15 protein-coding genes, 1 pseudogene and 2 riboswitches are annotated in these 13984 nt (G+C 60.5%); of the genes and pseudogenes, 9 read left to right on the top strand and 7 right to left on the bottom strand.

Going from position 1 to position 13984, the window contains the following annotated elements:
• The 5 genes and pseudogenes from FHX16_RS12510 to FHX16_RS12490 all read left to right on the top strand — a co-directional run.
• A partial coding sequence (locus FHX16_RS12510) for a zinc-binding dehydrogenase (protein ID WP_259128569.1) occupies positions 1-747 on the top strand: 747 nt, incomplete at its 5' end.
• Between the two features lie 104 nt (positions 748-851).
• Positions 852-1430: an S-(hydroxymethyl)glutathione synthase gene (gene gfa / locus FHX16_RS12505; RefSeq protein ID WP_183862546.1), complete on the top strand. Its 579-nt coding sequence runs from the start codon at positions 852-854 to the stop codon at positions 1428-1430.
• 103 nt (positions 1431-1533) lie between these two features.
• Positions 1534-2001 (top strand): YaiI/YqxD family protein, encoded by a 468-nt coding sequence (locus FHX16_RS12500; protein WP_183862548.1) that lies wholly within the window; start codon positions 1534-1536, stop codon positions 1999-2001.
• Entirely contained in the window at positions 1998-2831 is an 834-nt protein-coding gene (gene fghA / locus FHX16_RS12495) for an S-formylglutathione hydrolase (RefSeq protein WP_183862550.1), read from the top strand. The genes FHX16_RS12500 and fghA overlap by 4 nt, the downstream gene beginning before the upstream one ends.
• 133 nt (positions 2832-2964) lie before the next feature.
• Positions 2965-3281 (top strand): annotated as a pseudogene (locus tag FHX16_RS12490) (DMT family transporter).
• Between the two features lie 41 nt (positions 3282-3322).
• On the opposite strand, the gene FHX16_RS12485 reads toward FHX16_RS12490, so the two are convergent.
• The 7 genes from FHX16_RS12485 to crcB all read right to left on the bottom strand — a co-directional run bounded on the left by FHX16_RS12485 (position 3323) and on the right by crcB (position 8832).
• On the bottom strand, positions 3323-3709 hold the full coding sequence (locus FHX16_RS12485) for a DoxX family protein (protein WP_183757412.1): 387 nt from the start codon (positions 3707-3709) through the stop codon (positions 3323-3325).
• 126 nt (positions 3710-3835) lie between these two features.
• Positions 3836-5368, bottom strand: a complete 1533-nt coding sequence (locus FHX16_RS12480; RefSeq protein ID WP_259128568.1) for an acyl-CoA carboxylase subunit beta — start codon at positions 5366-5368, stop codon at positions 3836-3838.
• Between the two features lie 32 nt (positions 5369-5400).
• Positions 5401-5856: a hypothetical protein gene (locus FHX16_RS12475; protein ID WP_183862555.1), complete on the bottom strand. Its 456-nt coding sequence runs from the start codon at positions 5854-5856 to the stop codon at positions 5401-5403.
• Between the two features lie 70 nt (positions 5857-5926).
• Positions 5927-6712 carry an ATP12 family chaperone protein gene (locus FHX16_RS12470; protein ID WP_183757415.1) on the bottom strand — a complete coding sequence of 262 codons (786 nt, stop codon included), beginning with the start codon at positions 6710-6712 and terminating at the stop codon, positions 5927-5929.
• The gene (locus FHX16_RS12465; protein ID WP_183862557.1) at positions 6705-7373 is read right to left on the bottom strand and encodes an HAD-IA family hydrolase; all 669 of its coding nucleotides are present in this window, start codon (positions 7371-7373) and stop codon (positions 6705-6707) included. The genes FHX16_RS12470 and FHX16_RS12465 overlap by 8 nt, the downstream gene beginning before the upstream one ends.
• The gene (locus FHX16_RS12460; protein ID WP_183862559.1) at positions 7370-8365 is read right to left on the bottom strand and encodes an RluA family pseudouridine synthase; all 996 of its coding nucleotides are present in this window, start codon (positions 8363-8365) and stop codon (positions 7370-7372) included. The genes FHX16_RS12465 and FHX16_RS12460 overlap by 4 nt, the downstream gene beginning before the upstream one ends.
• 89 nt (positions 8366-8454) lie before the next feature.
• Entirely contained in the window at positions 8455-8832 is a 378-nt protein-coding gene (crcB, locus tag FHX16_RS12455) for a fluoride efflux transporter CrcB (protein WP_183862561.1), read from the bottom strand.
• 118 nt (positions 8833-8950) lie between these two features.
• Here crcB and FHX16_RS12450 point away from each other — a divergent pair, with 118 nt between their 5' ends.
• The 4 genes from FHX16_RS12450 (at position 8951) to gcvP (ending at position 13966) form a co-directional block, all read left to right on the top strand.
• Entirely contained in the window at positions 8951-9220 is a 270-nt protein-coding gene (locus FHX16_RS12450; protein ID WP_183757418.1) for a hypothetical protein, read from the top strand.
• A 113-nt stretch (positions 9221-9333) separates the two neighbouring features.
• A riboswitch (glycine riboswitch) is annotated at positions 9334-9421 on the top strand.
• Between the two features lie 3 nt (positions 9422-9424).
• Positions 9425-9505, top strand: a riboswitch (glycine riboswitch).
• A gap of 74 nt (positions 9506-9579) precedes the next feature.
• Positions 9580-10716 carry a glycine cleavage system aminomethyltransferase GcvT gene (gene gcvT, locus FHX16_RS12445; RefSeq protein WP_183862563.1) on the top strand — a complete coding sequence of 379 codons (1137 nt, stop codon included), beginning with the start codon at positions 9580-9582 and terminating at the stop codon, positions 10714-10716.
• Between the two features lie 23 nt (positions 10717-10739).
• On the top strand, positions 10740-11102 hold the full coding sequence (gene gcvH, locus FHX16_RS12440; RefSeq protein ID WP_259128563.1) for a glycine cleavage system protein GcvH: 363 nt from the start codon (positions 10740-10742) through the stop codon (positions 11100-11102).
• Positions 11102-13966, top strand: a complete 2865-nt coding sequence (gene gcvP / locus FHX16_RS12435) for an aminomethyl-transferring glycine dehydrogenase (RefSeq protein ID WP_183862565.1) — start codon at positions 11102-11104, stop codon at positions 13964-13966. The genes gcvH and gcvP overlap by 1 nt, the downstream gene beginning before the upstream one ends.
• The last annotated feature ends 18 nt before the right edge of the window (positions 13967-13984 follow it).

The following is a 13984-nucleotide window of genomic DNA, read 5'->3' as shown; positions in this document are numbered from 1 at the left end:
GGCAAGGACAAGATTCATCACTACATGGGCTGCTCGACCTTCGCCAATTACACGGTGCTGCCGGAGATTGCCGTTGCCAAGGTCAATCCCGACGCCCCCTTCGACAAGATCTGCTACATCGGCTGCGGCGTCACGACAGGCATCGGCGCCGTCATCAACACCGCCAAGGTGGAGATCGGCGCAACCGCCATCGTCTTCGGGCTCGGCGGCATCGGCCTCAACGTCATCCAGGGGCTGAGGCTCGCCGGCGCCGACATGATCATCGGCGTTGATCTGAACAACGACAAGAAGGCCTGGGGCGAGCGCTTCGGCATGACGCATTTCGTCAACCCGAAGGAAGTCGGCGACGACATCGTCCCCTACCTCGTCAACATGACGAAGCGTGGCGCCGACCAGATCGGTGGTGCCGACTATACCTTCGACTGCACCGGCAACACCAAGGTGATGCGCCAGGCGCTGGAAGCCAGTCATCGCGGCTGGGGCAAGTCGGTGGTCATCGGCGTTGCCGGCGCCGGCCAGGAAATCTCCACCCGGCCGTTCCAGCTGGTCACCGGCCGCTCCTGGATGGGCACCGCCTTCGGCGGCGCCCGCGGCCGCACCGACGTCCCGAAGATCGTCGACTGGTACATGCAGGGCAAGATCGAGATCGATCCGATGATCACCCACACCATGCCGCTGGAAGACATCAACAAGGGCTTCGAGCTCATGCATTCCGGCGAAAGCATCCGAAGCGTGGTACTGTATTGAGACGAGGACGAGGGAATGCGGCGTTGTTTTGAAATGGCCTGCGGCTTTTTCGCAAATTGACCCTGATTTGGGAGCTGTGGGCAGCCAAGGAGGAGGAGCTGAACATGCCAAGTCAAGTATCAATACACCCCGTCCTCGACGGCGGCGTGACGAAGGGCCAGGCGAATTTCAATGGCGGCACGCTGGTCTGCGCCTGCTCCGACCGCCCCGTGAAAGTCGCGATCAAGGGCAACGTCGCCCACAATCACGCCTGCGGCTGCACGAAATGCTGGAAGCCAAAGGGAGCCGTTTTTTCGGTCGTCGCCGTCACCCCGCATGAAAACGTCAGCGTGCTGGAAAATGGTGACAAGCTGCAGGTCGTCGATCCGGACGCGCTGATCCTGCGCCATGCCTGCAAGGCATGCGGGGTGCACATGTATGGACCGGTGGAGAGGGATCATGCGTTCAAGGGGCTCGATTTCATTCATCCGGAACGCTTTCAGGAAGGCGGCTGGGCGGAGCCGACATTCGCCGCCTTCGTCTCGTCGATCATCGAATCGGGCACACCGCCTTCGGCAATGGCGGGTGTCCGTGGCCGCCTGAACGAACTCGGCCTCACGCCCTACGATTGCCTGAACCCGACCCTGATGGATGTCATCGCAACCTGGGTGGCGAAGAAGGCAGGCACGCTCAGGGAAGCCTGACGTCTTGAACGAATGGCAGTCGTTGGCCTAAGAGACCTGAACGAACCGTCGCTACGCGCCCGTCGGGGCCGCGTAGCGTTTCCGTCAAAGCAGATTGAAGTACATGATTTATGTCGATGCAGACGCCTGCCCGGTGAAGCCGGAAATTCTGAAGGTAGCCGAACGCCACGGCATCGAAGTGACCTTCGTGGCCAATTCCGGTCTGCGCCCTTCCCGCGACCCGATGGTCCACAATGTCATCGTCTCGGCCTCCTTCGATGCCGCCGACAACTGGATTGCCGAACATGCCGGCGCAGGCGACGTGGTTATCACTGCCGATGTTCCGCTCGCGGTCCGTTGCGTGGCGACTGGCGCGCTTGTCACCGGCCCGACTGGTCGCGTCTTTGATGATACGAATATCGGGATGGCCAGTGCCATGCGCGATCTCGGTGCCCACTTGCGAGAGACCGGCGAAAGCAAGGGCTACAACGCCGCCTTTGGCCCCAAGGATCGCTCCCGCTTCCTCGAAACTTTCGATCGCCTGTGCCGCCGGGCCAAGGCGCTTACCCCAAGAACGGACGACAAAGAATGAACATCATTTCCCAGACGACCGCCTTCGGCGGCATGCAGGGTGTTTTCACGCACGAGTCCGAGGCCTGCAAGTGCGAGATGACCTTCGCCGTTTTTGTTCCGCCGAAGGCAATCAAGGAGCCCTGCCCGGTCCTCTGGTATCTCTCAGGCTTAACGTGCACACATGCGAACGTCATGGAAAAGGGCGAATATCGGCGCATGGCTGCAGAGCTCGGCCTGATCATTGTCTGCCCGGACACAAGCCCGCGTGGCAATGATGTTCCCGACGAGCTTACCAACTGGCAGATGGGCAAAGGCGCAGGTTTCTACCTGGATGCCACCGAGAAGCCGTGGTCGGAAAACTATCAGATGTATAGCTACATTACCGAAGAGCTTCCGGCCTATGTCAGCCAGCACTTCCGGATGGACATGAGCCGCCAAGGCATCTTCGGCCATTCGATGGGCGGCCATGGGGCCATGACGATCGCACTCAGGAACCCCGAACGCTTCAAGAGTTGCTCGGCGTTCGCGCCGATTGTGGAGCCGTCGACTGCGGACTGGTCGGCTCCGGCGTTCGAAAAGTACGTGGGCGCCGACCGTGCAGCGTGGCGCAAGTATGATGCCTGCGCTTTGGTAAGCGACGGAGCACGTTTTCCCGAGTTTTTGATTGACCAAGGCAAAGCGGATGGCTTCCTCGAAAATGGGCTGCGTCCCTGGCTGTTTGAAAACGTTGTCAAGGAAACCGACATCAGGCTTACCCTGCGCCTGCATGAGCGCTACGACCATTCCTACTACTTCATTTCGACCTTCATGGACGATCATCTGAAGTGGCATGCTGAGCGACTTGCCTAAGGCAAGCAAGAAACGGGTGGTATGGCCAAGGCATGCATTCCTACCTGAGTTGAACCGCTTCCGTTACGGAACGGATTCCATCTGGATCCCGACCGTGTAGGGCGTGGGCTCTGTTCTCAACAAGGAAGATATGATGGCTTGGCTTCTACTTTTTCTCGCCGGACTATTCGAGTGCGGCTGGGCGATCGGTCTGAAATATACCGATGGATTCACGCGTTTTGTGCCGACAACGCTGACGGCCATTTGCATGGTGGCAAGTGTCGTTCTTCTCGGTCTCGCGGTGAAGACGCTGCCAATCGGAACGGCTTATGCTGTTTGGACGGGCATCGGCAGCGTCGCGGCACTGTGTTGCTCGGGGTGTGGCTGCTGGGCGATCCCGCTACTGCACCGCGGTTACTGTGTATCGTGCTGATTGTCGCCGGGATCGGCGGCTTGAAGTTGACGGCATGACCGGGACTGTGGCCGGTTGCCCGGCCACAGTCCTCAAAAAATCACGCCGCGGCCTTGCGCTGGTCGACCGACAAAGCGCCGGGGCCGGCGAAGACAATGAACAGGAAGATGAAGCAAAACAGGATTGCTGCTTCCCCGCCATTCAGTGCCGGCCAGAATGCCTTTGATCCGTGTGCCATGAAATAAGCAACGGCCATCTGGCCCGACAGGATGAAGGCGACTGGTCGCGTGAACAGGCCAATCAGCACAAGCAGCCCACCGACCACTTCAAGCAGCGCAGCAGCCAAGAGCAAGGGCGGCAATGGTCCTTCCATCTGCGCGGCCGGGAACGCGAAAAGTTTCATCGTTCCGTGTTCAATAAACAGCAGCGCTGCAATGATGCGCAGGGCGGCAAGCGCGTAGGGCTGATATGCGCTCAGTCGTTCCATGTAGACTCTCCTTTTGAGTAAAGACAGCGGAGCGTTAGCTGCTTCACCAATAGGAAAGAAGACACGGATCGCTGACGGGCGATCACTTCCTGTTGATTTTCCTTAGCTTTCCCCACTTTAGACTCCTCAGAGCGGAATATTGTCGTGCTTCTTCCAGGGATTGCTCAGATCTTTGTTGCGGAGCATCTTGAGACCCCGCGCCAGCCGCCTGCGGGTTGAATGCGGCATGATCACCTCATCGACATAGCCGCGCTCGGCGGCAACGAACGGCGATAGGAACCGGTCTTCGTACATCTTGGTATGCGCTGCGATCTTTTCGGGATCTGCAATGTCCTTGCGGAAAATGATCTCGACGGCGCCCTTCGCTCCCATGACGGCGATCTGAGCTGTCGGCCAGGCATAGTTCAAGTCGCCCCTCAGATGCTTCGACGCCATGACGTCGTAGGCACCGCCGAACGCCTTGCGTGTGATCACCGTCAGCTTCGGCACCGTCGCCTCCGCATAGGCGAACAACAGCTTGGCGCCGTGCTTGATGAGACCGCCATATTCCTGTGCGGTTCCCGGTAGGAAGCCCGGCACGTCGACGAAGGTTACAACAGGTATGTTGAAGCAATCGCAGAAGCGGACGAACCGTGCCGCCTTTCGTGAGGCATCGCTGTCGAGCACGCCGGCCAGGACCATCGGCTGGTTTGCGACGAAGCCGACCGTCGATCCCTCAATGCGGCCGAAGCCGCAGACGATATTCTTGGCGAAGCTCGACTGGATCTCGAAGAAATCGCCCTCGTCCACCGTCTTCAGGATCAGCTCCTTGATGTCGTAGGGCTTGTTCGCATTCGCTGGCACCAGAGTGTCCAGGGATGCATCGACATCCGTCACCGATTGGTAACATTCGATTTCCGGCACCGGTGACGTGTTCGACTGCGGGAGAAGATCAATCAGCCGACGAACCTGGAGCAATGCCTCGACATCATTGTCGTAGGCGCCATCGGCAATCGAAGATTTGGTCGTATGCACGGAGGCGCCACCAAGCTCCTCCGCGGTAACAGTCTCGTTGGTCACCGTCTTCACCACGTCCGGACCGGTCACGAACATGTAGGACGTGTCGCGGACCATGAAGATGAAGTCGGTCATCGCGGGCGAATAGACATCGCCGCCGGCGCACGGTCCCATGATGACGGAAATCTGAGGAATGACACCGGATGCGAGCACATTGCGCTGGAATACCTCGGCATAGCCGCCCAGTGCGGCCACCCCCTCCTGGATGCGGGCACCACCGGCATCGTAGATGCCAATGATAGGCGCTCTGTTCTTGAGCGCCATGTCCTGCACCTTCATGATCTTCTCGGCGTGAGCCTCGGAGAGCGAGCCCCCGAATACCGTGAAATCCTTGGCGAAAACGAAGACCGTCCGCCCGTTGACCGTTCCCCAGCCCGTGACCACGCCGTCGCCTGCAATGCGCGACTTCTCCATTCCGAAGTCGCTCGATCGATGCTCGACGAACATGTCGAACTCCTCAAAGGAGTCCTCATCGAGGAACAGATCAATCCGCTCCCGCGCCGTCAGCTTGCCGCGCTGGTGCTGGGCATCGATACGTGCCTTGCCTCCGCCAAGCCGTGCGATGCCGCGGCGACGTTCGAGCTCTTCAAGAATTTCCTTCATGGATACTCCTCGCCGCGGATCGCGCGGCTGGTTCAGGCGCGTCCAGCGCGCAGCGAGAAAGCGGAACGAATGCGAGCGGCAATATCCTCGGCGAGGATCTCGTCGGCTGCTGCGGGGTTGCCGGAAAAGCTTGTCACCTCGAACGCGCTGACGGCAATGACCGATCCGTCGTCAACGGACGCGGCATCGATGCTGACCTTGGCGACATTTCGGCTCTTGTCGAAGCCTTGACCTTTTTCGACCGAGAGAATCCGGATGGTCAACACAACACGCGGATAGACCTCGGTCCGCACCGTGGCATTGATCGCGGCATTCACCCGATCGCCTACACCGGCAAGGATTGTCGGCGATATCTTCTGCGGGCTGACGACAACCGCGCTGCGGACGTCATAAATGGGCGCAGGTTGCTCTCTTGCAAAAATCGAGCACGAGGCCAGGGCGATACAGATAAGCGCAACCCGAAAAAAGCACGACCTGAGCCAGTTCATTCAAAAAATCCGCATCCGCCCCCGATAGACTCGCAGATTTTCGCGATAACCCGGCGCAACGCAACATGTTTCAGCCTTTCAGGGCTAAAAAAACGTCCGTCGCAGCCTTGAAGTCTTCGAAGCGCTTCTCGCGCCGTTCCTCGGCCTCTTCGTCGCTTCCCCAATGCTCGATCGTCCAGTCTTCGTCGAGATGCGCGAGCGACCAGACCTTCTTTGCCGACAGAATGCCTTCCGCAAAGGCAAGCGCCAGCAGCGCGGAACCGGTCAACGTCGTAACGGTATGCAAGGCTGCCAGTGCGGTCGGGCCGTCGTGCCGTCTCAATGCCGATGAAAATGCGGAAATCGCGTCTCCTGGTTGATCGTGATGCATGACGCCTTCGATCAGGATGAAGCGCGCACCGAGTGCGTTTGCGGCCCAATCAAGCACCGGATCCCAAAGCTCTTTCTGACGCTCGACGAGCGCTTCCGGCCCGTCCGCGCGATAGCAAAGAAGGTCACTCGAGGAGAAACGCAGGATATCTTCGAAGACGGCCTGGGTGTCGGTCGCAACCCCGTCGATAGCCGTGTTGACGAGCCGTGTCACAGGCATGGTCGACGGGTCGATGAGCTCGGTCTGTGCTTCCCACTCGCGCACGACGAGTTCTGCGAGCGGCTTCGTGGCCACAACCAGCAGTTTTCGGGCCGGCGTCCGGATTGCCTTGCCGTCCAACTCGATCGAAAAGCCTTCATCGAGTTCCCCGATCGTGACCGCCTTGTAGAAGCGCTTCGGCAATGGCTTCTTCATCTGGATCTGGGCGCGACGGATCGGGTCGGGATGGCTCAATCCTTCCGCTATGTCGTTTAACAGATCACGCATGCTTCACCTCGGAAAAGTGCTTCAAAATATCGCTCGGCTGCCGAACAATACTGTCCGCGCCGGCAGCCACCAGATCGTCCACGCTCGCATAGCCCCAACTTACGCCGACGGCCTTGGCGCCGGCGGCCTTCGCCATCTGCATGTCGTAGACGGCATCGCCGATGACGATGGCATCGGCGGGATTCATGCCGGTCTCGCTGCAGCACTCTACTACCATAGCTGGATGTGGCTTCGATGGGCAGTCGTCTGCGGTGCGCGACACGATAAAATGTGGTGCAAAACCGTGCGTTTCGAGAATATGGACAAGACCGCGACGCGATTTTCCGGTTACCGCGCCGATCAGGATGTCATCATTCTCTGCCAACCCATGAATCAGCGGCTTGATGCCATTGAAAAGCGGTACATCCATTCCGGGTTCGTCGCGAACGCCAGCATAGATTGCCTTGTAGTGCGCCGTCATCGCGATCGCCTCATCGTCAACGTGAGGCTTTCCCTGCATCCGTGCGATCGCGATATCCAACGTCAGCCCGATGATCGACTTCGTCAACGAAACATCAGGCCTTTCATGGCCGAAGTGCACAAACGTTCGCGCCATCACCTCATGGATCAGCGCCGCGCTGTCGACCAGCGTTCCATCACAATCGAAAAGTGCGAGTTTCATTCGTCATCATCCCTCTCCTGGGATGCGAGGTCGAGGCCAAGGAGGTTCCACGTCTGCACCATATGAGGTGGCAAGGGCGCGCTTATGCGAAGTCTCCCACCATTGGGGTGAGGAATGTCGATCTTGCGCGCATGCAGGTGCAACCGCTTTTGGATGCCGCCCGGGAAATCCCAGTTCGGGTCGTCGATGAAATATTTGGGGTCGCCAATGATCGGGTGGCCGATATGCAATGCATGGACGCGCAGTTGGTGCGTCCGTCCGGTGTAGGGCTCCATCTCCAGCCACGCGAGGTTCTGCGCGGCGGTTTCCAGGACGCGATAGTACGATACCGCGTGATCGGCACCCTCTTCGCCATGTTTGGCGATACGCATCCGGTCGCCGTCGGCGGTCGCCTCCTTGACCAGCCAGGTCGATATCTTGTCCTCGTGCTTGCGCGGAACGCCTCTCACCAGCGACCAATAGGTCTTCTTGGTATCGCGCTCGCGAAACGCTGCCGTCAGCTTTTGTGCAGCGCCTCGGGTACGGGCAATAACGAGGACGCCCGAAGTGTCGCGGTCAAGGCGATGCACGAGCCGCGGCTTCTCGCCTTTTGGATTGGTCCATGCTTCGAGCATCTTGTCGACATTCCGCGTCACACCGGACCCGCCCTGCACGGCAAGACCGGCTGGCTTGTTCAAGACGATCACCTTGTCGTCTTCATGGAGGACCATGCGCTGCAGAAGCTCGTAGTCACCCCCGTGTTTCAGGTCGTGGGCAGCGATCGGCGTGTTTTTCGACTTGGCATCGACATCGAGCGGGGGCACGCGTACCACCTGCCCTGGCTGCACCCGCGCATCCGTTTTCACGCGCCCGCCGTCGACACGTACCTGCCCGGAACGCATGAGTTTCTGAAGCGGGCCAAAACCGAGACCGGGGTAGTGAATCTTGAACCAGCGATCCAGCCGCATGCCGGCCTCATCGGGTTCCACCGTTATATGTTCAATCCCAGCCATTCGTGCTCTTTCGGAAAATGTCGCTCGCGCCAAACGCGGCCTTTCCGGCTGCCTTTAGAGCATTTTTGCCGAAAACGGAAACCGTAATCTCACAAGATTGCGCGCATGAGCGCCAGGCCGGCGATGACCGCTGCCATCGACAGACCGACACTGGCAACGATATAAACGGCGCCGGAGACCGCCGCACCACGTTCGAACAGCGAGATCGCATCCAGCGAGAATGCCGAGAAGGTCGTGAAGCCGCCAAGAAAGCCGGTGATCAGCAGCAAGCGCAATTCCGGCGATGCGTCGAAGCGCCGAGCGATCATTTCCGCGAATACGCCAATAACGAAGCAGCCGACGACGTTGACGGTTAGCGTTCCCCACGGAAAGGCCGGCCCGGCGAGCCTGAGAGCCCACTGGCCGACATAGTATCTAAGGAGGGAACCAATTGCGCCGCCGCCGGCGACAAGGAGGGCCTGAACCATGAGTCGTCTCTTTCTGCTCGCGCCGGACATTCCAACCATCTCCGGCGAAGATCAAGATGCATAAAATGCCAGCGAATAATTTAGCCAGTTAAGAATATCGGACGCCTATTTTGGAACGATGACAGTCTTGGTCGGTACCATATCCGCGAACACCGCTGCCGCAGCGTTTGAAACGCTGCGGATTCCTCAGCGCGTCTCCGCAAGCACGGCTGCCAAAGAAGCGCGCCGCGCCGCCGACCGTCAAACCAGGGCCGCCAGCGGCCAAGACGTCGAAGAGGCGGCCAATATCATCCAGTCGACGGAGGTCGCGCTGGACCTGATGACGATGGGCCAACGGCAGCCACAGGCAGGTTTGCAACAGGCCCTGGATCTTTACAGCGACAACTGAGTTTCGCCCGCCGCCTCTCCGACGTAGCCCCCGCACGCAAAAGCCACGCGACAAAAATTTGCTCGGCGGCGACATTCCCCCTTGCCAAGTACAGTCCTGGCCAGATAATTGCCTCGACCTTGTTGGGAGAAGCCGGTCATCTGCGACCGGTGCCGAAGGAGCAACCGCCCCGGAAACTCTCAGGCCAAAGGACCAGCAAGGGGCAGACGGAACTCTGGAGAGAAGCGTTCTCGAAACGCTCGCCGAAGGGATAACAATCTCAGGCATAGGGACAGAGGGGGCTCGAAGTGCAAGGCGCAACCGCGCCTGAAGATTTGAGCCCGCGCATGGAATTCCAGGCGCAAACCCCGGAGGCGTCGTTGGACGATACTGCTGCCCTCAAGAAAACCCCGCTGCATCAGCTGCATCTGTCGCTTGGCGCCCGTATGGTGCCCTTTGCTGGCTATGACATGCCGGTGCAGTACCCGGCCGGCGTCATGAAGGAGCACATCCAGACCCGCACCTCCGCCGGCGTCTTCGATGTCTCCCATATGGGCCAGGTCGTCATCAAGGCGAAATCGGGAAAGTACGAGGACGTCGCGCTAGCGCTAGAAAGCCTCGTTCCTGTTGATATTCTTGGCCTCGCGGAAGGTCGCCAGCGCTACGGTTTCTTCACCGATGACAATGGCTGCATTCTCGACGATCTGATGATCACGCATCTCGACGATCATCTCTTCGTCGTCGTCAACGCCGCTTGCAAGGATGCCGACCTTGCGCACCTCCAGAAGCATCTCGCCGCCACCTGCGACATCACGGTGCTCGACCGGGCGCTGATCGCGTTGCAGGGGCCCCGCGCCGTGGAAGTGCTGGCGGAACTCTGGGCCGATGTCGCCGCGATGAAGTTCATGGACGTCCGGCATTGCCGATTGCACGACGTTTCCTGTCTCGTTTCGCGCTCCGGCTACAGCGGCGAAGACGGCTTCGAAATCTCAATCCCCGCGGATAAGGCCGAGGATGTCACCAAGCGGTTGCTTGAGCACCCGGATGTGCAGCCGATCGGCCTGGGTGCCCGCGACAGCCTGCGTCTCGAGGCTGGCCTTTGCCTTTATGGCAACGATATCGACACGACCACCACGCCCGTCGAGGCCGCGTTGGAATGGGGCATGCAGAAGGCCCGCAAGTCGGGCGGCGCTCGTGCCGGCGGTTTTCCGGGCGCGATGCGCATCCTCGCCGAACTCGATAACGGCGCTACCCGCCGCCGCGTCGGCCTGAAGCCCGAGGGCAAGGCCCCGGTTCGTGGCCACGCCAAGCTCTTTGCCGATTCTGAGGGCAAGACTGAGATCGGGGAAGTGACCTCGGGTGGCTTCGGCCCTTCTGTCGACGGTCCTGTCGCGATGGGTTACGTCCCGGTCGCTCAGGCAGCCGTTGGAACGCAAGTCTATGCCGAAGTGCGCGGCAAGTACCTGCCCGTCACTGTCAGCGCCCTTCCCTTTATTACACCGACCTACAAACGCTAAACCATTTTCCGGAGAGAACAATCATGCTGAAGTTTACCGAAGAACACGAGTGGCTGAAGATTGAAGGCGGCGTCGCGACGGTTGGGATTACAACCTACGCAGTCGAGCAACTCGGCGACCTCGTTTTCGTGGAACTGCCGGAAGTCGGCACCACCTTCTCCAAGAACGACAATGCGGCCACCGTCGAGTCCGTAAAGGCTGCTTCTGACGTCTATTGTCCGCTTGACGGCGAAATCACCGAAGTGAACCCCGCCATCGTGGCCGATCCGTCGCTGGTCAATTCGGATCCTCAAGGGTCTGGCTGGTTCTTCAAGCTGAAGCTTGCCAATGCAGCCGATGCCGATGGCCTGCTCGATGAAGCGGCCTATAAGGAGCTCACCGCGTAATGACGACGCCGACCGAATTCCAGTTTACCGACTACCAGCCTTACGACTTCGCCAATCGTCGTCACATAGGCCCCTCGCCGGCCGAAATGACCGACATGCTGAAGGTCATCGGCTACAACAGCCTCGACGGGCTGATCGACGCGACCGTGCCGCCCTCCATCCGCCAGAAAGCGCCACTCGTCTGGGGCGCGCCGATGACGGAGCGCGAGGCGCTCGACAAGCTGCGCGAAACCGCCAACAAGAACAAGGTCCTGACCTCGCTGATCGGCCAGGGCTACTACGGCACGATTACGCCGCCGGTTATCCAGCGCACCATCCTGGAAAACCCGGCCTGGTACACTGCCTACACGCCCTACCAGCCCGAAATCAGCCAGGGTCGCCTCGAGGCACTCCTGAACTACCAGACGATGATCTGCGACCTGACCGGTCTTGACGTCGCCAACGCCTCGCTGCTCGACGAAGCGACTGCCGCTGCCGAAGGCATGGCCATGGCCGAGCGCGTTTCCAAGTCGAAGGCCAAAGCCTTCTTCGTCGATGCTGACTGCCATCCGCAGACGATCGAGCTGATCAAGACCCGTGCGGAACCGCTCGGCTGGAGCGTCATCGTCGGCAACCCCTTCACCGATCTGGACCCGGTCGACGTCTTCGGCGCCATCTTCCAGTATCCGGGCACGCATGGCCATGTGCATGATTTCACCGGCCTGATTTCGCGCCTGCACCAGACCGGCGCCATCGCCATCGTCGCGGCGGATATTCTGGCGCTGACGCTTCTGAAGTCGCCCGGCGAGATGGGCGCTGACATTGCCATCGGCAATTCGCAGCGCTTCGGCGTTCCGGTCGGCTATGGTGGTCCGCATGCTGCGTACATGTCGGTCAAGGACGCGCACAAGCGCGCCATGCCCGGCCGCCTTGTCGGCGTCTCCGTCGATGCCCGCGGCAACCGCGCCTACCGCCTGTCGCTGCAGACGCGTGAGCAGCACATTCGCCGCGAAAAGGCGACGTCGAACATCTGCACCGCGCAGGTGCTGCTCGCCGTTATGGCCTCGATGTACGCCGTCTTCCATGGCCCCAAGGGCATCAAGGCGATCGCCCAGCAGGTCCACCAGAAGGCCGTGCTGATGGCCAAGGGCCTGGAAAGGCTCGGCTACACCATCGAGCCGGAAACCTTCTTCGACACCATCACCGTCGATGTCGGCCACATGCAGGGCGTCATCCTGCGCGCCGCGGTCGCCGAAGGCGTCAACCTGCGCAAGGTCGGCGCCACCAAGATCGGCATGTCGCTCGACGAGCGCACTCGCCCGGCGACGCTGGAAGCCGTCTGGCGCGCTTTCGGCGGCAATTTCGCCGTGGCGGATTTCGAGCCCAGCTATCGCCTGCCCAAGGGCCTCGCCCGCACCAGCGAGTACCTGACGCATCCGATCTTCCACATGAACCGCGCCGAAAGCGAGATGACCCGCTATATCCGCCGTCTTTCGGACCGCGACCTGGCGCTCGACCGCTCGATGATCCCGCTCGGCTCCTGCACGATGAAACTAAATGCGACAGCCGAAATGCTGCCGATCACCTGGCCGGAATTCTCGGATATCCATCCCTTCGTGCCCGCTGACCAGGCGCTCGGCTATCGAGAGATGATCGACGACCTGACGGAAAAGCTCTGCGCCGTCACAGGCTACGACGCCTTTTCCATGCAGCCGAACTCCGGCGCGCAGGGCGAATATGCGGGCCTGCTTACGATCCGCAACTACCATATCGCCAATGGCAACGGTCACCGCGACGTCTGCCTGATCCCGACTTCGGCGCACGGCACCAACCCCGCCTCGGCGCAGATGGTCGGCATGAAGGTCGTGGTCGTCAAGGTTCGCGACAACGGCGATATCGACATGGATGATTTCCGCGCCAAGGCGGAGCAGTATTCGGAGAACCTCTCCTGCTGCATGATCACCTACCCCTCGACACACGGCGTCTTCGAAGAAACCGTCAAGGAAATCTGCGACCTCGTGCACAAGCATGGCGGCCAGGTCTATCTCGACGGTGCCAACATGAACGCCATGGTCGGCCTGTCCCGCCCAGGTGACATCGGCTCCGACGTGTCCCACCTCAACCTGCACAAGACGTTCTGCATCCCGCATGGCGGCGGTGGTCCGGGCATGGGTCCGATCGGCGTCAAGGCGCATCTGGCACCCTATCTTCCGGGCCATCCGGAGAGCGACGGACGCCCCGGTGCTGTCTCGGCGGCGGCCTTCGGTTCGGCTTCGATCCTGCCGATCTCCTGGAGCTACTGCCTGATGATGGGCGGCGAAGGGCTGACGCAGGCGACCAAGGTGGCGATCCTCAACGCCAACTACATCGCCGCCCGGCTGAAGGGCGCCTACGGCGTGCTCTACAAGTCAGAGGCCGGTCGCGTGGCGCATGAGTGCATCATCGACACCCGCCCGCTGGTCGATAGCGCCGGCGTCACCGTCGACGATGTCGCCAAGCGCCTGATCGACTGCGGCTTCCACGCGCCGACCATGAGCTGGCCGGTTGCCGGCACGCTGATGATCGAGCCGACGGAATCGGAAACCAAGGCCGAGCTCGACCGGTTCTGCGAAGCCATGCTGGCAATTCGCCAGGAAGCCCGCGACATAGAGGAAGGCCGTTCCGACAAGCAGAACAACCCGCTGAAGAACGCCCCGCACACGGTCGAAGATCTGGTCGGCGAGTGGGACCGTCCCTACAGCAGAGAACAGGCCTGCTTCCCGCCCGGCGCCTTCCGCGTCGACAAATACTGGTCTCCGGTCAACCGTGTCGACAACGTCTTCGGCGACCGCAACCTGATCTGCACCTGCCCGCCGCTCGAAAGCTACGCTGAAGCTGCGGAATAATATGCAAACGGCCCTTCC

The organism is Rhizobium sp. BK661, from assembly GCF_024808825.1.
Taxonomy (GTDB): domain Bacteria; phylum Pseudomonadota; class Alphaproteobacteria; order Rhizobiales; family Rhizobiaceae; genus Rhizobium.
Note: the sequence above shows the minus strand (reverse complement) of the source record. Positions and strands in the feature narration are given on the sequence as shown.